20 protein-coding genes and 3 tRNA genes are annotated in these 23,048 nt (G+C 72.3%); 11 read left to right on the forward strand and 12 right to left on the reverse strand.

What is annotated here, in order from left to right:
• Positions 1 to 100: 100 nt before the first annotated feature.
• From ASG88_RS14570 to ASG88_RS14585, 4 genes are all read right to left on the reverse strand, one after another.
• Positions 101 to 1,252, reverse strand: a complete 1,152-nt coding sequence (locus ASG88_RS14570) for a hypothetical protein (protein WP_056888141.1) — start codon at positions 1,250 to 1,252, stop codon at positions 101 to 103.
• Positions 1,249 to 1,977 (reverse strand): AAA family ATPase, encoded by a 729-nt coding sequence (locus ASG88_RS14575; RefSeq protein WP_056888142.1) that lies wholly within the window; start codon positions 1,975 to 1,977, stop codon positions 1,249 to 1,251. The genes ASG88_RS14570 and ASG88_RS14575 overlap by 4 nt, the downstream gene beginning before the upstream one ends.
• Before the next feature lie 56 nt (positions 1,978 to 2,033).
• Entirely contained in the window at positions 2,034 to 3,770 is a 1,737-nt protein-coding gene (locus tag ASG88_RS14580; protein ID WP_056888143.1) for a SpoIIE family protein phosphatase, read from the reverse strand.
• 132 nt (positions 3,771 to 3,902) lie between these two features.
• Entirely contained in the window at positions 3,903 to 5,243 is a 1,341-nt protein-coding gene (locus ASG88_RS14585) for an MFS transporter (protein WP_157559745.1), read from the reverse strand.
• Between the two features lie 18 nt (positions 5,244 to 5,261).
• Between ASG88_RS14585 and ASG88_RS14590 the strand changes: the two genes are divergently transcribed.
• The gene (locus ASG88_RS14590; RefSeq protein WP_082600468.1) at positions 5,262 to 5,696 is read left to right on the forward strand and encodes a winged helix-turn-helix transcriptional regulator; all 435 of its coding nucleotides are present in this window, start codon (positions 5,262 to 5,264) and stop codon (positions 5,694 to 5,696) included.
• Between the two features lie 62 nt (positions 5,697 to 5,758).
• On the opposite strand, the gene ASG88_RS14595 is transcribed toward ASG88_RS14590, so the two are convergent.
• Positions 5,759 to 5,831: transfer RNA gene (locus ASG88_RS14595), tRNA-Arg, on the reverse strand.
• Between the two features lie 212 nt (positions 5,832 to 6,043).
• Here ASG88_RS14595 and ASG88_RS14600 point away from each other — a divergent pair.
• The 6 genes from ASG88_RS14600 to ASG88_RS14625 all read left to right on the forward strand — a co-directional run bounded on the left by ASG88_RS14600 (position 6,044) and on the right by ASG88_RS14625 (position 15,122).
• Positions 6,044 to 7,885 (forward strand): phosphoenolpyruvate carboxykinase (GTP), encoded by a 1,842-nt coding sequence (locus ASG88_RS14600; protein ID WP_056888298.1) that lies wholly within the window; start codon positions 6,044 to 6,046, stop codon positions 7,883 to 7,885.
• Positions 7,886 to 7,985: 100 nt separating this feature from the next.
• Positions 7,986 to 10,226 carry a putative bifunctional diguanylate cyclase/phosphodiesterase gene (locus ASG88_RS14605; protein WP_157559746.1) on the forward strand — a complete coding sequence of 747 codons (2,241 nt, stop codon included), beginning with the start codon at positions 7,986 to 7,988 and terminating at the stop codon, positions 10,224 to 10,226.
• A gap of 37 nt (positions 10,227 to 10,263) precedes the next feature.
• Positions 10,264 to 11,691 carry a glycosyltransferase family 2 protein gene (locus ASG88_RS14610; protein WP_056888146.1) on the forward strand — a complete coding sequence of 476 codons (1,428 nt, stop codon included), beginning with the start codon at positions 10,264 to 10,266 and terminating at the stop codon, positions 11,689 to 11,691.
• 10 nt (positions 11,692 to 11,701) lie between these two features.
• Positions 11,702 to 11,932 (forward strand): hypothetical protein, encoded by a 231-nt coding sequence (locus ASG88_RS14615; protein ID WP_200956456.1) that lies wholly within the window; start codon positions 11,702 to 11,704, stop codon positions 11,930 to 11,932.
• A gap of 220 nt (positions 11,933 to 12,152) precedes the next feature.
• Positions 12,153 to 13,988, forward strand: coding sequence for a phosphoenolpyruvate carboxykinase (GTP) (locus tag ASG88_RS14620; protein ID WP_056888147.1), 1,836 nt, complete (start codon positions 12,153 to 12,155; stop codon positions 13,986 to 13,988).
• A gap of 120 nt (positions 13,989 to 14,108) precedes the next feature.
• Positions 14,109 to 15,122, forward strand: coding sequence for a TrmB family transcriptional regulator (locus tag ASG88_RS14625; protein WP_056888148.1), 1,014 nt, complete (start codon positions 14,109 to 14,111; stop codon positions 15,120 to 15,122).
• Between the two features lie 37 nt (positions 15,123 to 15,159).
• Here the strand turns inward: ASG88_RS14625 and ASG88_RS24075 are convergent, their stop codons facing one another.
• The 3 genes from ASG88_RS24075 to ASG88_RS14635 form a co-directional block, all read right to left on the reverse strand.
• Positions 15,160 to 15,294, reverse strand: a complete 135-nt coding sequence (locus tag ASG88_RS24075) for a hypothetical protein (RefSeq protein ID WP_268791220.1) — start codon at positions 15,292 to 15,294, stop codon at positions 15,160 to 15,162.
• Positions 15,295 to 15,480: 186 nt separating this feature from the next.
• Positions 15,481 to 15,574 (reverse strand) — tRNA-Ser (locus ASG88_RS14630).
• A 68-nt stretch (positions 15,575 to 15,642) separates the two neighbouring features.
• Positions 15,643 to 16,092 (reverse strand): hypothetical protein, encoded by a 450-nt coding sequence (locus ASG88_RS14635; protein WP_235534862.1) that lies wholly within the window; start codon positions 16,090 to 16,092, stop codon positions 15,643 to 15,645.
• A gap of 104 nt (positions 16,093 to 16,196) precedes the next feature.
• Here ASG88_RS14635 and ASG88_RS14640 point away from each other — a divergent pair, with 104 nt between their 5' ends.
• The 4 genes from ASG88_RS14640 to ASG88_RS14655 all read left to right on the forward strand — a co-directional run bounded on the left by ASG88_RS14640 (position 16,197) and on the right by ASG88_RS14655 (position 19,009).
• Positions 16,197 to 16,568, forward strand: coding sequence for a hypothetical protein (locus ASG88_RS14640; RefSeq protein ID WP_056888150.1), 372 nt, complete (start codon positions 16,197 to 16,199; stop codon positions 16,566 to 16,568).
• Positions 16,569 to 16,624: 56 nt separating this feature from the next.
• Positions 16,625 to 16,712: transfer RNA gene (locus ASG88_RS14645), tRNA-Ser, on the forward strand.
• Positions 16,713 to 16,738: 26 nt separating this feature from the next.
• The gene (locus ASG88_RS14650) at positions 16,739 to 17,608 is read left to right on the forward strand and encodes an AAA family ATPase (RefSeq protein WP_056888151.1); all 870 of its coding nucleotides are present in this window, start codon (positions 16,739 to 16,741) and stop codon (positions 17,606 to 17,608) included.
• 18 nt (positions 17,609 to 17,626) lie between these two features.
• Positions 17,627 to 19,009 carry a vWA domain-containing protein gene (locus ASG88_RS14655; protein ID WP_056888152.1) on the forward strand — a complete coding sequence of 461 codons (1,383 nt, stop codon included), beginning with the start codon at positions 17,627 to 17,629 and terminating at the stop codon, positions 19,007 to 19,009.
• 7 nt (positions 19,010 to 19,016) lie between these two features.
• Here ASG88_RS14655 and ASG88_RS14660 read toward each other — a convergent pair whose 3' ends face one another.
• The 4 genes from ASG88_RS14660 to ASG88_RS14675 form a co-directional block, all read right to left on the reverse strand.
• Positions 19,017 to 20,348 (reverse strand): hypothetical protein, encoded by a 1,332-nt coding sequence (locus ASG88_RS14660; protein WP_056888153.1) that lies wholly within the window; start codon positions 20,346 to 20,348, stop codon positions 19,017 to 19,019.
• Positions 20,345 to 21,268: a hypothetical protein gene (locus ASG88_RS14665; protein ID WP_157559747.1), complete on the reverse strand. Its 924-nt coding sequence runs from the start codon at positions 21,266 to 21,268 to the stop codon at positions 20,345 to 20,347. Before ASG88_RS14665 ends, ASG88_RS14660 begins: the two co-directional genes overlap by 4 nt.
• Positions 21,269 to 21,272: 4 nt before the next feature.
• A complete protein-coding gene (locus tag ASG88_RS14670) occupies positions 21,273 to 21,695 on the reverse strand; it encodes a hypothetical protein (RefSeq protein WP_082600470.1) in 423 nt (140 codons plus the stop codon).
• A gap of 124 nt (positions 21,696 to 21,819) precedes the next feature.
• On the reverse strand, positions 21,820 to 23,025 hold the full coding sequence (locus ASG88_RS14675) for a pyridoxal phosphate-dependent aminotransferase (RefSeq protein WP_056888155.1): 1,206 nt from the start codon (positions 23,023 to 23,025) through the stop codon (positions 21,820 to 21,822).
• Positions 23,026 to 23,048 lie beyond the last annotated feature (23 nt).

Genomic DNA, 23,048 nt, shown 5'->3' on the forward strand with positions numbered 1-23,048 from the left:
CGCCCGCCCCGTCGGGACCACCCCTCCAGGGGTGTCCGGCCGGGTCGTCGCCGCAGCCTGGGTGTGGGATCGGTGCCACCGGGCGCCACCGATCCCACTCTCAACGATCCGAGGCCCAGATCCGACCGGCGGCACCGTCATCGGACAGCAGCAGGACCCGGTCCTCGTGGGCGGCCACGGCGAGCACGTGCTCGCCCGCCGTCTCCGGCGGCGTCGCGGGGGTGGTGACCTCCGACCACTCCTCGCCGTCCTCGCTGCGCCAGAGGGCGTACGACGCCCCGTCGCTGGTCGTCGCCCACAGTCCCCGGTCGCTGGTGGCCAGGGACGCGACGAAGGGGCTGGCCCGGGCGCTCTCCGGCAGGGAGCCGAAGACCGAGGCCATCTCCCACTCGTCGTCCTCGCGCAGCCACGAGCCGAACCGGCCGCCGCGCAGCCCCAGCGCCACCAGGCTCGAGTCGGTGGCGGCCACGCGCTGGAGGTCGTCGAACTCCTCGCTGCCCTCGACACTGTGGCGCTCCCAGCTGCGCGCGTCGGGCGAGGTCCAGGCGAGGGGCTCGCGGTCGAGGGTGCCGGTGGCGTTGCCACCGCCGACGACGACCCACTCCTCGCCGTCCCAGGCGGCGTCCTGCGCCAGGGAGTGGAAGTCCTCCTCGTCGGCGAGGCCCGGCACGTCCTCCTCGATGGTGAAGTCGCGTCCGTCCGTGGAGTGCCACACCGCCGGCCCGCTCACCCGGTTGCCCGTGATCAACCAGCCCGGTGCGGCCCCGGTGACCGGCCCGACGTTGGTGGCGGTGTCGCCGTTGAACAGGTTGAAGGGGGCGAGCCGGTCGTCGAGCCCGTCGCCGTCCTGGAAGAACGAGGTGACCCGGGGGTTTCCGTGCGCGCCGCCGGAGCGCGCCCCCACCGCCACCACCCGTCCGTCGGAGCACCCGACCCCCGAGAGGACGGCGCGGCGGCCCCAGTAGGTCTGCGCGCTGACCGGCACCGCCTCCCACGTGGTGCCGTCGGTCGAGCGCCAGGCCGCCGGCCGGGAGTCCCGGTCCTCCGCGGGCGGCGAGAGCAGCACCCCGCCCACGGCCCACCAGCCCTCGCCACAGTGGACCGCGTCGCGCACCGCGATCCGCCCGGGAGGGCCGTCGGGCAGGGGGACCTCCGCCGCGGTCCACTCCGGCTCGTCGGAGCAGGACACCAGCAGGCCGGACGCGAGCGCGGCCGCCACGGTCGTGGCGGCGAGCGTCCGGCGCGTCCTCACAGCACGTGCCTCAGGTAGCGCATCGGCTCGTCGAGGTAGGAGCGCCAGTGCGCCACCACCTCGAGGTCGTCGTACGTCGTCGGGCGCAGCCCCCACGGTCCGACCTCGACGAGTTGCGCGCCGGGGATCGCGGCGAGCAGCGGGGAGTGGGTCGCGCAGAGGACCTGGCCGCCGGCCTGCCCGATCTCGTGCAGCGTGCTCACCAGCGCCACCTGCGCGGAGAACGACAACCCCGACTCGGGCTCGTCGAGGCAGTAGAAGCCGGGTGAGGTGAAGCGGGTCCGGAGCACGGCGAGGAAGGACTCGCCGTGGCTGAGGGCGTGGAAGTCGGGCTCGTCACCGGTGCCGGGGTTGTCGGCGAGGTAGCTGTAGAAGCCGTGCATCGTCTCCGCGCGGAGGAAGAAGCCCCACCGGCGCACGCCGACCGACCGCTCGATCCGCAGCCACTCGTGGAGGTCCGACTCGGTGCGCCGCGTCGAGTGCCGCGCGCCGATCGAACCGCCCTCCGGCGAGAGCCCGTAGGCGATGGCGATGGCCTCGACCAGGGTCGACTTGCCGCTGCCGTTCTCCCCGATCAGCACGGTCACGCCCGCCGGGAGGTCGAGCCCGTCGCGCAGCAGGTGGTCCACCGCTGGGACCGTCCGCGGCCAGCCGGCGTCGTCGGGGACGTCCGGGCCCGCGGACACGCGGCGTACGGGCCTGCGGTCCCACCTCGCGTCCGTCACGGACGCGAGCCTAGAACGCCGCACCGACACCTCACGGTCGAGCGAGATGGGACGCGTCAGACGAGGCGTACGGCGAGCAGCGCGACGTCGTCCTTCAGCTGCCCGACGAGCATGTCGTCCAGGATGCCGTCGACGAGCCCCGCTGCCGAGAGGCTCCGGCGGGCGCTCGCGGACCGGGCCAGCCGGTCCAGGCCGTCGTCGATGTCCTCGCCGCGTCGCTCGACCAGCCCGTCGGTGAAGAACAGCAGCGTCGACCCGGACGCCATCTCCGCCTCCCCCTCGGGTCGCGGGAGGTCGGGTGCGAGGCCGACGAGCGGCGAGATGTCCGTCTCGAGCCAGCGGACCCCGCCGGCGGGGTCGATGAGCAGCGGTGGCGGGTGCCCGGCGTTGGTCCAGCGGACGTGACCGCCCTCGATGCGGGCCACCACGAGGGTGGCGAGCGCGTCGATGCCGAGGGGCTCCAGGGACCTGTCCAGCTGCTCGACGGTGGCGGAGGGCGAGCCGTCGCCGGAGTGCAGGTGGGCGCGCAGGGCGGTCCGGAGCTGGCCCATGTCGGCGGCGGCCTTCATGTCGTGGCCCACGACGTCGCCGATCACCAGTGCCGTGGCCCCGTCGGGCATCACCACGGCGTCGTACCAGTCCCCGCCCACCTGCTCGCGGGCGGCGGCCGGGCGGTAGCGGGCGGCCAGGTCGAGCCCGGCCACGTCGGGCAGCGTGGTCAGCAGGGCGCTCTGCAGGATGCGTGCCGTCTCGATGCGGTCCTGCAGGAGCAGGGCGCGCTGGACGGCCGAGGCGGTGTACGACGTGAGCGCCGAGATGGTGATCCGGTCGTCGTCGGTGAAGGTGCGCTCCTCGGGCCACAGCAGGGCCAGGACCCCGAACACCTGGCCCTCGACCCCCAGCGGCTCGAAGGCACGGGCGACGCCGGTCTCCCTCGACGTGCCGACGGCCGGGTAGGCGGCGTTCTGCGCGTCGGGTCCCTCGAAGAACATGGCGCGGCGTCCGTGGAAGACGTCCCCCAGGGGCGTGCTCGAGTCGGCCGGCACGTCACTGAACTGACGTGCGCGAGCCCACTCGTGGCGGCTCGCGACCAGCAGCATCCGGTCGCGACCCCGGTCGGCCGCCTCGCCGATGTGGCCGAACGCGTCCAGGGTCCCCGCCACGGAGTGCAGCCACAGGACGGCGTGGTGGCAGCCGAGGTGCTCGCGGGCCACGTCCTCCAGGGCGGTCGCCACGTCCGTCACCGTGCGGGTCGCGGTGAGCGCCTGGCTGAGCTCCAGCAGCACGTTGGCCCGCCACACGAGGTGGGTGGCGTAGTCGATGCCCTCGTCCGCGGTCCGGCGCAGCTCCCGCTGCGAGATCTCGGCCGAGCACGAAGCGGCGAGGTCCTCCAACATGGCGAGCTCGTGGGCGGTCCACGCCCGCGGCTGGGAGTCGATGGCGGCCAGCGACCCGATCACCCGCTGGTGCTGGTCGCGGATCGGCCAGCCGGCGTAGGCGATGACGTCGAGGTCGTCGATGGCGCAGTTGTCCCGCAGTCGCGGGTCGAGACGGGCGTCGGTGAGCACGAGCGGCTCCTCGTCGGCCACGACGTACTGGCAGAAGGAGTGCGAGAGCGGCGTCTGGCGGGCCCGTTGGTACGACGGGGGCAGGCCCTCGGCGCCGGGGAAGACCTGGCGGTCGTCCTCGACGATCGAGACCAGGGCGACGGGGACACCCAGCGAGTGGCGCACGAGCCGGGCGTAGCGGTCGAAGGAGGCGTCGGCAATGAGCTCGTCGTCCTGCACGTCCACCGGTCCGCTCCCCCCGCCGGCGGTCCTTGCCGCCGACGCGAGAATAGGTCAGGGAGCCGCACGGCGTGGGCGCTTCTCCACAGGCTTCACCCGAACGAGTGATGCCTCGTCCGAGATGTGCCCGGTGTCCCCTCAGGCGCGTCGTCCCGCGAGCGCCACCGCGGCAGCGCCCGCCGACGTCAGGGTGGCCGAGAACAGCACGGCGACGTTCCACCCGTCCACCGGCGTGCCGGCGTGCGTGGCCACGACGACGAACAGCGTGATGCCGCAGGCGGCACCGAGGTAGCGGGCCGTGTTGTTGGCTCCCGAGCCCATGGCGGCACGGTCGGCGGGCACGCTCGCGACCGCCTCGCGGCCGAGCGTCGCGTTCAGGACGCCGGTCGCCAGGCCGCACAGGACCATCGGCACCATGAGCCGCCACGGCGACGACGTGTCCGTCAGGCCGTACCCGGTCAGCTGGGCGACCCCGACGACGGCCAGCATCGACGCGGCCGACGGCTGACGCGGGAGGTGGCGCACGCCGTACGCCGTCACGACGCTCGTCCCCGACCACCCGGCGACGAGCAAGGCTCCGGTCCACAGGTCCGCGCCGAGCCCCGTCTGGACGATGGTCGGCACGTAGGACGACATCCCGATGATGCCCAGCCCCAGGGTGAAGGACCCCAGGGTCGCCACCCGGAAGCCGGGCGCCGCGAGCAGGCCGGGGTCCACGAGGGGGTCCGGCGCGCGACTCTCGACGACCACCAACGCCACCGAGGCGGCCACCGCCACGACGACGAGCGCGAGGGTGGTGCCGTCGATCCCGTCGCGGCCCTGGGTGAGCGCCGAGACGATGGAGGTCGCCGCGGCCGCGAGCAGGACCAGGCCGACCCGGTCGACCCTCCTGGCCCTGGAGGCCGACGACTCCCGGATCCGGGTCCGGCTCGGCACCAGCAGGACGAGCGCCGCGACCCCGGTGACGACGTACGCCTCGCGCCACCCCGACCCGACCTCGAGCGCGGCCGCCAGGACGGCGCCGGCGGTGATCCCGAGCCCCACGCTCGCCCCCCACACCGAGGTCGCATGCAGGCGGGCGGGGCCCGGCGGGTGGTCGTGCGCCAGCACCGCCAGCCCGCACGCCAGCACCGCTCCGCCGCCAACGCCCTCGACGAGCCGTCCCACCAGGAACAGCCAGGGCTCCTGCGCCGCACCGCAGAGCAGGGCGCCCGCACCGATCGCGCCGAGGCCGGCCGTGTAGACGCGCCGCCGGCCGTGGGTGTCGCCGAGCACGCCCGCGGCCAGGAGGGTCGCAGCCAGTCCGACCGACATCGAGCTGAGGATCCAGGCGCGCGTCGCTGGTCCGGCGCCCAGGTCGGCCGCTGTCGCCGGGACCGTCGCCATCGGCGTGACGTAGGTGATGAGCACCAGGGCCGTGCCGAGGGACACGAGGACGAGCGAGGAGGTGGACGTGGATGGTTTGACATTCAAACTCACTCGCGACACGCTACAGCAGTGGTTACCACCGTCCCGCTGGCCGACCTGCCCGGCCGTCCGTGCCCGATCGCGGCCGCACTCGAGGTGGTCGGCGAGCGCTGGGCCCTGCTCGCGGTCCGGGAGATCGCGATGGGCAGCCACCGCTTCAGCGACATCGTCCGTGGCACGGGGGCCCCGCGGGACCGGGTGGCGGCACGGCTCAAGGCCCTGACAGCGGCCGGGGTCGTGGAGCGCAGGCTGTACCAGGCCCGACCTGAACGGTACGAGTACGTCCTGACCGGGTCGGGGCGCGAGCTGTTGCCGGCCCTGGACGTCCTGCTCGGATGGGGTCTGCGCCACGCCGTCGCGAGCGACGACCCGAAGCGGCGGGCCGACTACCGGGGCCTGGTCGAGCAGGACCGCGACGGCGCTGGGGGGGATCGCGACGAGGCCGCGGTCCCTGCCGCTCGCTGAGCGTCCGCCGACATGCACGAGGGCCCTGATCGACGTCTCCGTCGGTCAGGGCCCTTGTCCTGCGCGCCTGTAGGGATTCGAACCCCAAACCTTCTGATCCGTAGTCAGATGCTCTATCCGTTGAGCTACAGGCGCATGCCGTGCTGCGAACAGCGCGACCGGACGAGAATAGCGGACCCCCGCCGCCAACCCGAAATCCCACCCCCCGGGGTCGACGTGACGTGGATCCCAGAACCCGTCGAGAAGTGGAGCGTTCCAATCGGTGGACCGTCGTTATGGTGGCGGCACGTCGCGCGATCGGGGCGGTCGAGACGCCCCCGATCCACCTCACGAGAGGCACAGGTCAGATGGCAGATGTCGAGGCAGCACTGGACGCCGCGGGGCTCAAGAACCCCAGGGTCCGCGAGTTCGTGGCGGAGTACGCCGAGCTCACCGGGGCCGAGCGGATCGAGGTCGTCGGAGCGGCCGACGACGCCCGCCTGATCCAGGAGGCCCTCGACGCCGGGGAGCTCCACCCCGCGGGGGAGGGGCTCTACTACTCGCGCAGCTACTACAAGGACACCGCCCGCTCGGAGGAGCGCACGATCGTCGCGACCAACGACGAGAAGGACAAGGGCGTCTACAACAACTGGCGCCCGGCCTCGGAGATGAAGCCGCTGCTGCACGACAGCATGCGCGGCGCCAGCGTCGGCAAGACCATGTACGTCATCCCCTACCTGATGTCGCCCCCCGGCAACGCCCTCGCGCCCTGGGCGGCCGGTGTCCAGCTGACAGACACCCGCACCGTCGTGCTGCACATGATCCGGATGTCCCGGGTGGCCCCGCACTTCCTCGACGAGCTCGACGACCCGGACCACTTCGTGCGCGCCGTCCACGTCACCGGCGACCTGGAGAACCTCGGCCAGGGCACCGCGCGCGACCAGCGCTACTTCGTCACCGTGGCCGACGAGCGGACGATCCTGCACTTCGGGTCGTCGTACGGCGGCAACGCGCTGCTCGGCAAGATCGCCCACGGCCTGCGCCAGGGTGCGTACGACGGCTGGGCCAGCAAGAAGTTCCTCGCCGAGCAGTACATGCTCATCGGCATCCACGACAACGAGACCGGCAAGGACTACCACATCTGCGGCGGCTTCCCGAGCGCCTCCGGCAAGACCAACCTGGCCATGATGCTCGCCCCCGACGTGCTCGGCGAGCGCTACCACGTGTCGTTCTACGGCGACGACATCGCGTGGCTGTGGGTCGACGAGGACTCCGGGCGACTGATGGGAATGAATCCCGAGTACGGCGTCTTCGGCGTCGCCAAGGACACCAACGAGCGCACCAACCCGACCGCCCTGCACTCCATCGACCCCGGCACCGACGCGATCTTCACCAACGTCGCCTACAACCCGACGACCGGCGAGGTCTGGTGGGAGGGCCGCACTCCGAGCCCGCCGAGCGACGTGCGCGGCTGGCTCGACTGGACCGGCTCGCCGCTGGCCGACCGCAAGGACAGCGACTCCTCCCCGTGGGCGCACCCCAACAGCCGGTTCACCACGACGCTGGCCAACGTGCCCAACATCGCGGAGGACTTCGACGCCGCCGCCGGGGTGCCGATCGACGCGATCATCTTCGGCGGTCGCACCCGTGACCGGGAGCCGCTCATCCGGGCCATCCACGACCTCGCCGAGGGGGTCTACGACGGCCTGACCCTGGGTGCCGAGGCCACGGCCGCGGCCGAGGGCAAGGAGGGCGTGCTGCGCTACGACCCGATGTCCAACCGCCCGTTCATGGCCTACGGCGAGGGCGACTACGCCCAGCACTACCTCGACGTCGTCGGCGCGGCCACCGACCAGCCGATCTTCGCGCACGTCAACTGGTTCCAGCGGGACCCGCAGGACGGCCACTTCCTGTGGCCCGGCTACCGCGACAACCTGCGCCCGCTGCTGTGGCTGCTCCAGCTCCGCAACGGCGAGGTCACCGGCCGCCAGACCCCGGTCGGCATCGTGCCGACCGAGGAGGAGCTCAACCTCGAGGGCGTCGACATCAGCCCGAAGGACCTCGAGACCATCCTGACGATCGACAACGCGCGCTGGCAGCAGGAGATGGCCAACCGCGCCGAGCACCTCGAGCAGTTCGACCGGATGCCCGAGGCGATCTGGGAGGCCCACCGACGCGTGGCCAAGGCGCTGGAGGACGACGGCGCCTGAGCGTCGTACGACGCACGCACGCTCCACTGCAACGGCCCCGGTCCACGACCGGGGCCGTTGCCACGTCCGGGGGGCCTCCAGCGGCTACGCTCGAGGCACCATGTCGGGTCTCGGGACAACACAGGCCGCGGGCGAGCGTCGGTTCGACCGTCGCCGCCCGTCGTTGCGACTCATGCGTCCCTTCGGGATCATCTGCGGGCTCGGCCTGGTGACCGTGCTGTTCCCACCGTACGACGTGTCGTGGGTCGTGCTGGCCCTCGCCACCGTCACCTACTTCGTCATCATGGGCCTGCTCATCGAGAGCACCCGCCGGCCGGAGCGGTCCTGGGTCGACCCGGCGGCGGCCTACCTCACCTTCCTCTTCGTGGCCCTCGTCCGCGATGCGGGAGGCGGCTCGCCGTCGGGGCTCGCCGTGCTGCTCTTCGTCCCCATCCTGTGGTTGGCGATCACCGGCACGCGGCGTGAGCTGTACGTGGCGAGCGTCCTCGCCGGCCTCACGATCCTCGCCCCGGTGTTCCTCGTCGGGGAGCCGGAGTACCCCGTGGAGGACTGGCGGCGCGCCGTCATCCTCGTCGCCCTCACCGTCGTGCTCGGTCGCGTCGTGCAGCGCATCGTCACGCGGCTGGAGCGCGAGACCCGGGCCGCGCGCACGGCCACCGAGCAGAGCGAGCGCCTGTTCCTCGACGCACCGCACGGGGTCGCGGTGCTCGACACCTCCGGGCGGATCCAGTTCGTCAACGCCGCGCTGTGCGGGCTCGTCGGCCTGCCGCCCGACGAGCTCGAGGGCACCTGGCTGATCGAGCTCTCCCCGCCGGGTGACGCCTCCATCGCCAACCACCTGGCCCGCATCCACGAGGACGTGTCGCGCTCCAGCGCCTCCGACTGCGTCGTGCGCGACTACCGCGGCCAGGACATCCACGTGGCGCTGAGCAGCCGACTGCTGCGGCGCCAGGGGTCCGACGAGCCCGACATCGTGCTGGTCAACGTGGTCGACGTGTCCGAGCGCCGGCGCTACCAGGACCGCCTCGCCCACCTCGTCGACCACGACGTGCTGACCGGCCTGGCCAACCGGCGCCGGTTCGACACCGAGCTCCAGCGCCACCTCGAGCGGTGCCGTCGCTACGGCCAGAGCGGCGCGGTCCTGCTCCTCGACCTCGACAACTTCAAGCAGGTCAACGACAGCCTCGGCCACAACGCGGGTGACCAGCTCCTGGTCACGATCGGTGGCATCCTGCGCCGGTCGGTGCGCGACACCGACATCGTCGCCCGCCTCGGTGGCGACGAGTTCGCCCTGCTGCTGACCGACGGCGACCAGGCCGGCGCCGAGCGGGTCGGCCGGGACGTGGTGGACCGGGTCCGTGAGCTCGCCGCCACCCTCGACGGCGTACGCCGCCGCGTCACCGCCAGCGTCGGCGCGGTGACCTTCCAGGCCGCCAGCGAGCACGCCACCGACATCCTGGCGCTCGCCGACATGACCATGTACGACGCCAAGGAGGCCGGCCGCAACCAGGTCGCCGTCCTCCCCGAGGGCGACATGCGACCCCCCAAGTTCTCGGCGCGCCTGCAGTGGCAGAGCCGCATCGAGGAGGCCATCGAGAAGGACCGCTTCGAGCTCCACCTCCAGCCGATCATGAGCCTCGAGCACGACCGGATCACGTCGGCCGAGGTGCTGCTGCGCCTGCGTGACGAGGACGAGCTGGTGCCGCCGTCCCGCTTCGTCTACATCGCCGAGCGGACCGGGCTGATGCCGCAGGTCGACGCCTGGGTCGTCGAGCACAGCCTGGCGATGCTGTCCCGGCTGCGCGAGATCGACCCGACCTTCGAGCTGGAGGTCAACCTGTCGGGCCACTCCATCGGCCACCCCGACATCGAGAGCACCATCCGCGACTCGCTCGCGCGGCACGCCGTGGACCCCTCGGCGCTCATCCTGGAGATCACCGAGACCGCCGCGGTGGCCGACGTCGCCCTGGCCCGGGCGTTCGCCGAGCGGATGACCGAGCTGGGCTGCGCCTTCGCGCTCGACGACTTCGGCGCCGGGTTCGGGTCGTTCTACTACCTCAAGCACCTGATCTTCGACTACGTGAAGATCGACGGCGAGTTCGTCGCCCACGTGCACGAGTCCCAGGTGGACCGCACCATCATGCGCTCGATCGTCGGCATCGCCCGCGACCTGGGCAAGCGGACCGTCGCCGAGTTCGTCTCCTCGCCGGAGATCCTCGAGGTCGTCCGCGCCGAGGGCGTCGACTTCGCCCAGGGCTTCCTCATCGGCAGGCCGGTCCCCGAGGGGGAGTTCATCGCCTCCTTCATGACCCCCCGGGTGCTGGCGGCACCCGCGGACTGACGCGCGACACGGACACGGACAGGGAGGCTCGGGATCCATGCAGTGGTTGCAGCGCTCGGTGGGGCTGGCGATCATCGGGACCGCCGCGCTCGGGGCGGCGGCGCTGTGGGCCGCCTTGGCGGCCGGCAACCCCCGGTCGGCGCAACCGCCGACGGAGGGCCTGCTGTTCGGCATCTGGCAGGTCTTCTACGACACCGAGATGCCCTCGCCGCGGGTGCTGCTGGCCGCGGTCGGCGTGGCGCTGCTGCTGGCCGCCGGCGTCGCCGCCCTCGAACGGCGACTGGTCACCCGTGCCCGCCGCAGCGAGGACCCCGAGCGGATGCCGCTGGCGCCCAAGCTGGTGATGGCCGAGACCCGGGGGGAGTACGCCGGCCCGGTCACCATCACCGTGCTCATCCCCGCCCACAACGAGGAGTCCTGCATCTCCGAGACCCTCGCGTCCCTGCTGTCGCAGTCCGTGCCGCCGTTGCGCGTGGTGGTGGTGGCCGACAACTGCACCGACGCGACCGTGCGCCTGGCCCGCGAGGCCGGTGTCGACGTGCACGAGACGGTCGACAACTCGCACAAGAAGGCCGGTGGCCTCAACCAGGCCCTGCGCGAGGTCCTGCCCGGCCTCGGCGACAACGACTGCGTGATGGTGATGGACGCCGACACGACCCTCGACCCCGGCTTCCTCGAGGGCGCCACCGCGCGGCTCACCCACGACCGGGCGCTGATGGCGGTCGGCGGCCTCTTCTACGGCGAGGACGGCGCGGGCCTGATCGGCCAGTTCCAGCGCAACGAGTACACCCGCTACCAGCGCGAGCTGCGCCGCCGGCGCGGCCGCGTCTTCGTGCTCACCGGCACCGCGTCGGTCTTCCGGCCGCGAGCGCTGCGCGCCGTGGCCGCCGAGCGGGGCCACAACCTCCCCGGCATCCCGGGCGACGTCTACGACACCGTCGCCCTCACCGAGGACAACGAGCTGACCATCGCCCTCAAGTCGCTGGGTGCGCTGATGATCTCGCCGGCCGAGTGCACGGTGGTCACCGAGGTGATGCCGGGGTGGCGGGCCCTGTGGAACCAGCGCCTGCGCTGGCAGCGTGGCGCGCTGGAGAACCTCGGCGCCTACGGCCTGCGACCCCAGACGTTCCGCTACTGGATGCAGCAGCTCGGCATCGGCTACGGCGTGATCGCCCTCGGCGCCTACCTCGCGCTGATCCTGCTCATGGTGCTGGCCACCACGACCTGGGTGTGGTTCCCGTTCTGGATCGGGGTGGGCCTCGTCTTCACCCTCGAGCGGGTGGTGACGGTGTGGCGTGGCGGGTGGAAGGCCCGTCTGCTCGGGCTGTCGCTCTTCCCCGAGCTCTTCTACGCGATGTTCCTCAACGTGGTCTACGTCAAGGGCGTCTGGGACCTGTCGTTGGCACGGCAGGCGACGTGGAAGCACGTCGTCCAGACCGGGTCCGGCGCCCGGATGGAGGGCTGAGGTGGGCGGCGTGGCGGACGCCCTTGCGGGGAGCATGGTCCCGATGGGGCTGCTGCTGCCGGAGAGCATCCTGCGCAACGAGCTCGTCGCCGTGCTGGCGGCGTTCGTCGCCATCAACACCATCGTCTACGTGACGCTCGCCGTCGCCAAGATCCTGCCCAAGGTCTACTTCAGCGACCTGGTCGATACCCGCAACCGTCGCAGCGAGACCCGCAGCATCGACCCGGACGCGCCGGTCTAGGGTCCGGCCGTCGCGTCGTACCCCCGACGTGACGTGGCTCTCATCGGTGGATCGATCCAATATGAGGGCGCTGGGGGCGACGCTAGCCTCGCCGCACCCGCACGGGGCCGGGCAATGGGGCCGGGCTTACCACGACACCTCCGTCGATACGCTCGACGGCCGGCGACGCCCACCGCAGCACGGGGGCGTACGCCGCGAATGCGCGAGAGGGATCCACCGCATGACCGCCACCACCGACGCCCGCACCACCACCAGCGGGGCGCCCACCACCCACCAGGGCATTCTCGCCTGGGTCACCGAGGTCGCCGAGCTGACCCAGCCCGACGCGATCCACTGGTGCACCGGCTCCGACGAGGAGTGGGCCGAGCTCACCGCGGCCCTCGAGGCCTCCGGCACGTTCACCCGCCTCAACCCCGAGATCAAGCCCAACTCGTTCTACGCGGCCTCCGACCCCACCGACGTGGCGCGTGTCGAGGACCGCACCTTCATCTGCTCGGTCGACGAGAAGGACTGCGGGCCCACCAACAACTGGATGGACCCGAACGAGATGAAGGACCTCATGCGCGGGCTGTACGCCGGCTGCATGAAGGGCCGCACGATGTACGTCATCCCGTTCGTCATGGGCCACGTCGAGGCCGAGAACCCGATGTTCGGCGTCGAGGTCACCGACTCGGCGTACGTCACCGTCTCCATGCGCGTCATGGCCCGGATGGGCACCGAGATCCTCCGCGCGATGGAGGAGATCGGCGAGGACTGCAAGTGGGTGCCGGCGCTGCACTCGGTCGGCATGCCGCTCGCCGAGGGCCAGGCCGACGTCGCGTGGCCGTGCAACGACACCAAGTACATCGTGCAGTTCCCCGAGGAGCGGACGATCTGGAGCTTCGGCTCCGGCTACGGCGGCAACGCCCTGCTCGGCAAGAAGTGCTACGCCCTGCGCATCGCCAGCGTCATCGCCCGCGACGAGGGCTGGATGGCCGAGCACATGCTCATCCTCAAGCTCACCTCGCCCGAAGGCGTCACCAAGTACGTCGCCGCGGCCTTCCCGAGCGCGTGCGGCAAGACCAACCTCGCCATGCTCAAGCCGACCATCCCCGGCTGGAAGGTCGAGGCCATCGGCGACGACATCGCGTGGATGCGCGTCGGCGAGGACGGCCGCCTGTGGGCGGTCAACCCGGAGTACGGCTTCTTCGGCGTCGCCCCCGGCACCAACGAGCACACCAACCCCAACGCGATGGCCACCATCAACAAGGGCAACTCGGTGTTCACCAACGTCGCGCTCACCGAGGACGGCGACGTCTGGTGGGAGGGCCTGGAGAACACCCCGGCCAAGGCGACCTCGTGGAAGGGCGAGCCCTGGACCCCCGAGTCCGAGGAGCTGTCCAGCCACCCCAACAGCCGCTACTGCACGCCGATCAAGCAGTGCGACATGCTCGCCCCGGAGTACGACGACCCGCGCGGCGTGCCGATCGACGCGATCCTCTTCGGCGGTCGCCGCAAGACGACCATCCCGCTGGTGACCGAGGCCCGCGACTGGACCCACGGCACCTTCATGGGCGCGACGCTGTCCTCCGAGACCACCGCCGCCGCGGTGGGCGCGGTCGGCATCGTGCGCCGCGACCCGATGGCCATGCTGCCGTTCATCGGCTACAACGCCGGTGACTACTTCAGCCACTGGATCAACATGGGCAAGGACAACGACGCGTCCAAGATGCCCCGCATCTTCTACGTCAACTGGTTCCGTCGCGATGAGGACGGCGGCTTCCTGTGGCCGGGCTTCGGCGAGAACAGCCGGGTCCTCAAGTGGGTTATCGAGCGCCTCGAGGGCCAGGCGGCCGCGGTGGAGACCCCGATCGGCCACGTGCCGGCGCCCGGCTCCCTGGACATCGACGGCCTCGACATGACGCCCGAGGCGATCGAGGCCGCGCTGGCCGTCGACGTCGAGGAGTGGAAGGCCGAGATCCCGCAGATCCAGGAGTGGTTCGAGAAGTTCGGCGACGACCTCCCCGCCGTGCTGTGGACCGAGCTCGACGGGCTCAAGCAGCGCCTGGGCGCCTGAGCGGCGTCCGCCCCGCCGGCTGACGACCATCGCGACGGGCCCGTCCGGAGATTCCTCCGGACGGGCCTGCTGCGTCTCCGGGGTGTGGAAGGATCGCCCGGGATCGAGGGAGGCGGTGGGATGACCAGTTTCGGCCCGGGTGAGCGCACGCTCTTCGAGTCCGCTGCCACCGCGCTGTACGACGAGATCGCCACCCAGGGCGGCATCCCCAAGGCCGACCCGCGCATCGCCGACCGCGGTCCCGACCGCGAGGCCTTCGACCTCCTCCAGGAGCTCGGCCTCGTCACCGCCGACGAGCTGGACGCGACGTGGGTGGCGGTGGATCCCGCGACCGTCCAGTCGCGGGTCGTCGCCCCGCTGGGCCAGCAGGGTGCCGAGCTCATCACGGAGTCGGGCCAGTGGGCGCAGGCCTTCAGCAACCTGTCACAGACCTGGCGCCAGTCCCCGGGGTCGGTCAAGGGGCCGTTCACCGAGCTGCGCGGCGAGGCCATCGGCCCCTACATCACCTCCTCCGTGGCCGACGCGTCCGAGGAGCTCCTCACGGCCCAGCCCCAGACGGGCCGGGCGATGGAGCAGCTGCCCCAGGCGATCGAGCGCGAGGTCGCTGCGCTCCGCCGCGGCGTCACGATGCGCACGCTCTACCAGCACGCGGCCCGCCGCAGCTCGGCCACGCACAAGTACGTCGCCGCGGTGGCCGCCGAGGGCGCCCAGGTCCGGACCCTCGACGAGTTCTTCAACCGGCTGATCGTGGTCGACCGGCGTCTGGCCATCATCCCGACCCGTGTCGGGCCGGGTGGCCTGGCGCTGCGGGAGCCGTCCCTCGTGCTCTACCTCGTCGACATCTTCGAGCGCTCGTGGGAGCGGGCCCGGCCGTTCACCAACCGCGAGACGCCGCTGATGCGCGACATCGCCGCCGAGCAGCGGGCGATGACCATCAGGATGCTGGTGGGCGGTCACGCCGACCCGGTGGGCGCCAAGCGGCTCGGGGTCAGCCCGCGGACCTACGCGGCGTACGTCTCGGACCTCAAGCACGAGTTCCAGGTGGACACGCGGTTCCAGCTCGGCTACGAGATGGGTCGGCGGGGCATCACCGGCAATGATGCGGAGCCGCACGTCGAATCGGACCGCGACTGAGTCGCGGCCCGATTCGAGGGGGGTTGAACGGTGTGGCTCAGCGGGGGCTGATGACGCTCCCGGTCGGCCAGGTCGTGTCCTTGAAGGCCTGGGCGGGGGCGCTGGTGACGCCCACGGCGCCTGCGGTCAGGGCTGCGGCCAGAAGTGCGGCAGCGATGCGACGTGCAGTCATGCTCATTCACCCTCTTGTCTCTGGGTCCGGGGGGACCACGAGCACCCATTGTCGTCGATCGGCACCCGTGCGTCACCATGGTCGCGGTTGCAAGTGTGTGCATTGCACACATGTGCAGTCGAGCCTCCACCGTGACACAAAGGAGGGCCCAAATGCACTCTGGCCCCCGTGCAGGAGGCCAGAGGATGGCGGAGGCGGAGGGATTTGAACCCTCGATGGGGTTGTAGCCCCAAACCCGCTTAGCAGGCGGGCGCCATAGACCGGACTAGGCGACGCCTCCACGCTCGCCGAGGACGAGCCCGCACAGGCTACAAGGCGCCCACGGGATCTGCCGAATCAGGTCCCGACTCAGAGCGGGCGCAGCCCCTGGCCGTCGGTCAGGTGCCGCTGGAGGTCGCGGACGAACGCCTCGCGGTCGCCCGCCAGCACGTCGACCGGGATCGTCGTGGTGCCGCCGTTGCGCAGCCGCAGGACCACGCACGGCGAGCCCGCGCGGGTGGTCGTGACCGCGTCCTCGACGTCCTTCCACCGGGCGGCGGGGACACCCACCCCGCGGACCCACTGCACCCGGTAGCCCTCGTCGCCGAGGCGCACCACCCAGCCGCGCCGGCCGATGGCGAGCGTGGCCGCGACGAGCAGGGCGATCGCCAGCACGGCCGGCACGAGCAGCACGGCGGTGTGCAGGTCGAGGAACGCGACCGCGGCGGTGGCGATGAACACCATGACCGCGATCAGGACGAGCACGACGCCCATCACGCGGGCGGTGACGGCGGGGGCGAGTCGATAGTCGGACGGCACAGGAGGATTGCACCCCATCCGGGAGCCGGATCGCCAGTTGGCCCTTGTAACGTGCCTCTGCGCGGGTCCACACTCGGGGGACCCGGACGGCTGGGGGAGGTGCCATGTCGAGTGCGGCCACGGCCATGAGCGCCCTGCACCGCGCCCTCGACGCGCCGCCGGAGCCGGGCATCGCCCTGGGCAACTGGCGCTGGACGATCCGGCAGCGTCTCGCCGACGTCCGCGAGGTGCTGATCCGCGAGTCGGAGCACCCCGACGACGCGTGGCTCGCCGCCCGGGGCACCGCCGCGCTGCGCGAGCGGACCGCGCTGATCGCCCGGATGGGCGAGCTCGGCCCCCAGGTGCTGGAGAGCCCCGACGTGGCCGAGGTCCGGCAGGCGCTGCTGCGCCTGCTGGCCGACATCGACCGCCACTTCCAGAAGCTCCGGGACCTCGCGTACGACGACGTGGAGATGGAGTTCGGCGGCTCCGAGTAGCGCGCGCCGACCGGCCTCCTAGAATGCTGCCCGTGCCCACCTCCGGGTGGTCACGAGGAGGGGTGCCGGAGCGGCCGATCGGAACCGCCTTGAAAGCGGTCGTAGGGAGACCTACCGCGGGTTCGAATCCCGCCCCCTCTGCCAACCAAGCGGGCCCGTAGGCTCGCCGCGTGACCTCCTGGTTCGCGAGCCCCGACGACGCCTCCGCCCGCCTGCACGCCACCGGCTACCTCGCCGACGCGGCGACCGCCACGACGGCATACCTCGCGGGGGCGCTGGAGAAGCCGCTGCTGGTCGAGGGCCCGGCCGGCGTCGGCAAGACCGAGCTGGCCAAGGCGGTGGCGCGGGCGAGCGGCGCCGAGCTGGTGCGGCTGCAGTGCTACGAGGGGCTCGACGAGGCGCGGGCGCTCTACGAGTGGAACTACAAGAAGCAGCTGCTGCGCATCCAGGCGAGCGGTGACGAGGGGTGGGACGAGACCCACGACGACATCTTCACCGATGAGTTCCTGCTGACCCGTCCGCTGCTGACGGCGATCCGTCGCGAGGAGCCGACGGTGCTGCTGATCGACGAGGTCGACAAGACCGACGTCGAGGTCGAGGGGTTGCTGCTGGAGGTGTTGTCGGACTTCCAGGTCACCATCCCCGAGCTCGGCACCGTGACCGCCACCCGGCGCCCCTTCGTGGTGCTCACGTCCAACGCGACGCGGGAGCTGTCCGAGGCAGTCAAGCGCCGTTGCCTGTTCCTCCACCTCGACTACCCCGACTCCGAGCGCGAGCGCGAGATCGTCACCTCCCAGGTCCCCGGCCTGCCCGACAAGGTGGCGACCCAGCTCGTGGAGGTGGTGGCCAGGCTGCGCGAGCTCGAGCTCAAGAAGGCGCCGTCCATCGCCGAGTCCATCGACTGGGCCCGCACCCTCATCGCGCTGGAGATAGGCGACCTCGACGAGGAGGCCGTACGCCGCACGCTCGGCGTGGTGCTCAAGCACTCCTCCGACCACGAGCGCGCCGTCAAGGAGCTCCGCCTCGCCGCCACCCGGTGACGGGACCGTGAGCCCGCGATGACCCTCCTCGACACCCACATCGGTCTCCTCGAGGCCCTGCGCTCGGCGGGCCTGTCGGTGTCCCTGGCCGAGGGACTGGACGCCATCGCCGCCCTCGAGCGCATCGGCTGGCACGAGCGCGAGGTGGTGCGCACGGCGTACGCCGCGACCGTGGTCAAGAAGCAGTCGCAGCGGGTCACCTTCGACGCGATCTTCGACCTCTACTACCCGCGGTTGGTCGGCGAGGGGGTCGCCGGTGATCCCGGGGAGTCGGCGTCGGCGGAGGAGCAGACGGGCGGGGTGCGGGACAACGCCGCGGCGTTGCGGAGCTTTCGCGAGGAGCTGGCCGCCGCGCTCGAGGCGGGGGACGACCAGCGCGTCCAGGACCTGGCGGTCGAGGCGATGGCGCGCTTCGGCGCGATGCCCGGCCGGGGGCCCGGGCTGTCGAGCTGGTCGGCCTACACCGCGCTGCAGCGGGTGACGCCGCAGGAGCTGGTCGAGCAGCTCGTCGCAGGACTGCTGCGCGACGGCGCCGACCCCGCGGACGCCGAGAGGGTCGCGGGGAGGCGGGTCGGCGCGTTCACCCGGCTGGTCGAGACCGACGCCCGTCGTCGCCTGGCCGAGGAGAAGGGTCCCGAGCACGTGGCCGACGTGGTGGTGCGCCCGACCATCGACCGGCTCGACTTCACCTCGGCCCGCCGCTCGGACCTGGAGGAGATGCGGCGCGAGATCTACCCACTGGCCCGGCGGCTCGCCGTACGCCTGACCAAGGAGCAGCACGCCCGCCGCCGGGGGGCGCTCGACTTCCGGCGCACCGTGCGCGCGTCGCTGGCCACGGGCGGCGTGCCGATGGAGACGCACCACCGCCCGAAGCGCCCGCACCGCACCGAGCTGGTCGTCCTGTGCGACGTCAGCGGGTCGGTGGCCAACTTCGCGCAGTTCACCCTGCTGCTCGTCTACGCGCTTCGCGAGCAGTTCCACAAGGTGCGCGCCTTCACCTTCGTCGACCAGGTCCACGAGGTCAGCCACCACTTCACGCCCGGTGGGGACGTGGTCGAGGTGATGGAGAACCTCGCCGCCAGCACCGCGCACGCGGCGCGGTGGGGGCGCACCAACTACGGGCGCGCGTTCACGACGTTCGCCGAGGAGCACGCCGACGCCCTCGGGCCGAGGTCCTCCCTGCTGGTCCTCGGTGACGCGCGGTCCAACTACAGCGACCTGGCGCTGGACACGCTGCGGGACCTGGCCGGGTCCGCGCGCCACGCGTGGTGGCTCAACCCCGAGCACACCCGCCACTGGGGCGCGGGCGACAGCGCCGCCCGTGCCTACGGCGAGATCGTGCCGATGGTGGAGTGCCGCAACCTCACCCAGCTGGGCGAGCTCGTGCACGACATCCTCTGACCCGCCGTCAGACCGCCAGGAACCCGAGGTCGTGGATGCGCGCGATCTCGGCGCGGACCTCCGGGTGCTGGGCGGCGTCCGCCGCGCGACCGCCCACGACGTACGGCGCGGTGTCCGAGCCGTCCGAGCCGTCGTAGACCACGGTGAGTCGGTTGCCGACGCCCTGGTTGATGAGCGAGCCGAGCAGGGCGACGGGGTCGGAGCGGTCCTCCAGCGACAGGACCCGTGTCTGCGCGGGGATGGTCGGGACCTGGGCCGAGGGGGCGCCGGTGGTGACCACCTGGTCGACGACGAAGGCGTCGGAGACCGCGGCAGCGGCGATCTCGGCGGCGGCGGTGCCGCCGTGCGAGGAGCCCACGAGCATGACCCGGGCCCCGGGCTCGCCCGCGACCGCGTCCTCGATCGCGCGCACGACCTGCCGGACGTACGACGCGTTGTCGCCGCCCACGAGGCGGAGCCGGCCTCCCTCGTCGGCCCGGCGGCCGGGGAGGTAGGCGATGTAGCGACCCGCCCCGATCCGCTGCACGCTGATGCGGCGGTCGGCCCGGGCGAGGTTGGTCATCAGGTCCTCGATCGTGCGGGGCGCCGTGCCCTCGCCGGCGGTGGCGTCGGTCTCCACGACCTCGGTCTCCTCGGCGAAGCCGGCCGCGGAGTCGCGCAGCGCCGAGACGGCGTCGCTCGCGAAGGGCTGCACGCCGATGGCACGCAGGCCACCGCGGGCCGCGGCTGCGCCCTGGTCGGTTGACATGACACCCGCGGCGAGCAGCGAGCGCATCTGGAGGCCGTCGAGCAGCCCCCCGACCCCGGCCATGTGGTCCATCAGCTCGGGGTTGCCCTCGGCGAGCTCGTTGAGGTAGGTCGTCATCCCGTCACGGTCGAGCGCGTCGGTCTCGATGAGACCGGCCGAGACGATCGCCCCGCCGAGCGCGACCTCGGGTGCGAGGTAGCCGATGGCGCGGCCGGCGATGGAGCCGAGCGTCTTGTAGGCGGCGTCCTGGAGCTCGTCGATCCAGCGGTAGGTCAGCACCGTGGCGCGCACGACGAGGGCGTCGGCGTCGAGCTCCACCGAGCGGGTGAGCAGCCCCTGCTTGCCGGTGGTCGCGGCCCGGATGTCCTCCTCCGCCTGGGCGAAGGTGGCCGGCGAGAGCTCGGCGGAGTCGGCGACGTCGTCGTCGGCGAGGATCGTGGCGCCGAGGCGGGACCGGGAGCGCATGTCGGCCCCGGACTTGTCGAAGAGGTCCGCCAGCGCCAGCATCTCGTGGTACTTGTCGGCGTTGACGCGGGCGTCGGTGCCGCTCTCGACGGTGGCGCCGCGGTGGGTGCGGTCCTGCTCACTCATGCGATCACCTGCGCGAGGACGGGGGCGAGCTCGGTCGCCAGGTCGTCGGGGTCCACCCGGCGCACGGTCACCCGTGGGCCGGAGTCCTCCTGGTGGGGGGTGAGGCTGTGCCAGCCGTCGGCGAGCAGCACCCACGAGGCGACACCGACGCTGATGGTGGCCGCGTCGGTCACCTGGGCGGCCAGCACCCGCAGGCGTCCACGACCTTCGGTGTGGATCGCGGCGACGGCGGTGGCGGCGACCGTGTCGGCGAGCGGGGTCGCGTCGGCGTCGAGGACGCCCTCGCCGTGGTGCTCCATCAGCACCGGGACGAGGTCGGAGCGTCCCGAGCGCAGGGCCTCGCCGATCGCGTCGACGAGCTGGAACGGCACCTCCATCGTGGCGGGCACGTCGGAGTCGCGCAGGTCGACGTCGTCGGGGATCGCGGCGACCCGGGCGAGCTCGCCCGGCCACTGGTCGGCCCGGAACCACGCGAGCTCGAACACGATGCCGTCGCAGGTCGCCAGCGTGGCGACCGCCCCGTCGGTCTGGCGGTGCCACGCCTTGACCTGGCTGCCGGCGGCGGCCACGTCGATGTCGAGGGCGAGCCGCGGGGTCGCCAGCAACCCGATCGCCCCGGCCAGGCCGGCGTCGAGGCCGGCGTCGGTGAGCAGGCCGCGGCGTCGCAGCGTCTCGGCCGGGTCGTGCAGCGAGCCCAGCGCGGCGGCGTACGCCGTGTCGTCGGCGGTCCCGCGGGACTGGCCGAGGCGACCCTCGAGGGCACCCGGGCCGGCGGCCTCGGAGACGTCGAAGGGAAGCGGCGCGTCGCCCGCCGAGCGGGCGGCCAGCCGCAGCTCGGGGAGGGTGATCGCGATCCGGCGGGGGAGCCCGTCCAGGAAGGTGGCGGGCTCGGCCGGCGGGGTCGTGAGGTCGATGGTCACCATGTCAGAGTCCGGGCAGCTCGACGGTCAGCCAGTCCTTGTGACCGGCGGGCGGCGGGGTGAACGCCAGCAGGGCGGCGTCCTCGCGGCCGGGTGTGCCAGCCGCGTCGGCCTGGGCCGCACGTGTCCGGGCGTCGGTGGTCAGGGTGTCTGCCTTGTGCGAGATCGTCTCGATGGCGTCCTTGAGGGCATCGACCTCGGAGGCGTGCCGGGCCAGGGAGTCGGCGGCGGTGTCGTGGTGACCGGCGGCGATGCGCAGGTGCGAGGCGCGCTCCTTGATGCGGGTCCGCATGGACTCCGCGGCCCGACCGGTCCACGGCACGCTCTCCGCCTGGGCGACCAGGCGGTCGGCCATGGCCCTGATGTCCCCACCCTGCTCACGCAGCTGGGCGACACGCTTGCGCGATGCGGCGCTGTCGCCGTACATCGATCACGTCCTCTCGTCGGCCCCCGTGCGCTGGATGCGGCGCCCGTGGCGCCGTGCGCCAGTCGCCTTCCCTGCATCCCAGGTGGTCAAACCCCGAATCACCTGCCGGTTAAGGAGGTGCGCGTCACCCGGGCGTCGGGTCGACCCGCTGCGCGGGGAGCCAGTCGCCGAGCCGCTCCAGACCGGTCCGCACGTCCTGCTCGGGTCCGGCGAAGCTGAGCCGCACGTGCTGCTGGCCCACCACGGTGTCGAAGTCGATCCCGGGGGCGAGCGCGACCCCCGTGTCGGCGAGCAGCCGCCGGGTCCAGGCCATCGAGTCCCGGGTCAGGTGCCCGATGTCCGCGTAGGCGTAGAAAGCGCCGTCGGCGGGGGCGAGCCGGTCGATCCCCAGTGCGGCGAGCCCGTCGAGGAGCAGCCGACGGTTGGCGGCGTACCGCTCGACGTGCCCGTCCAGCTCGGCGTACGACGCGTCGGTGAACGCGGCCACGCAGGCCCGCTGGGCGATGACCGGGGGGCAGATCGTGAAGTTGCCGGTCAGCACGTCGACGGCCCGCCGCAGCCGCTCGGGGACGAGCATCCAGCCGATCCGCCACCCGGTCATCGAGAAGTACTTGGAGAACGAGCTGAACACGATCGCCTCCCGCGAGGTCTCCCACGCGGACCGGGAGAGCGAGGGTCGGCCGTCGAGCGGTGCGTACTCGATCCCGTGGTAGATCTCGTCGGAGATCAGCTGCACGCCGCGGGACTCGCACCAGGCGGCGAGGGCGGCGAGCTCCTCGGGGAGCAGCATCGTCCCCGTCGGGTTGGCCGGGCTGGCCACGACCAGGCCGCGGACGTCGCCGAGCTCCTCGAGCTGCTCGACGGTGGGCTGGAAGCGGTTCTCCGGCCCGCAGGGGATCTCCACGACCTCGCAGCCGAGCGCGGTCAGCACGTTGCGGTAGCACGGGTAGCCGGGCCGGGCCATCGCGACGCGGTCCCCCGGCTCGAAGGCCGCGAGGAACGCCAGCAGGAAGCCACCGCTGGAGCCGGTGGTGACCACCACGTCGTCGGCCGTCACGTCGATGCCGTGCTGGCGGCGGTGGTGACCGGCGATCGCCTCGCGGAGCTCGGGGACCCCGGAGGCGACGGTGTAGCCGAGCGGGTCGCCGCTGCGGAGCAGCCGGACCGCCTCGTCGGCGACCGGACCGGGGGCGCCCGTCGACGGCTGGCCGGCGACCATGTTGACGAGGTCGCCGTGCGTGCGCTGCCGCTCGGCGGACGCGGCGAGGAGGTCCATCACGTGGAAGGGCGGCACGTTCGCCCGCTGGGCCACCGCGAACCGAGCGCTCATGTCGCCGATCGTGTCACGCGGGG

It is taken from the genome of Nocardioides sp. Soil777 (genome assembly GCF_001428425.1).
In the GTDB taxonomy this organism is placed as follows: domain Bacteria; phylum Actinomycetota; class Actinomycetes; order Propionibacteriales; family Nocardioidaceae; genus Nocardioides; species Nocardioides terrigena.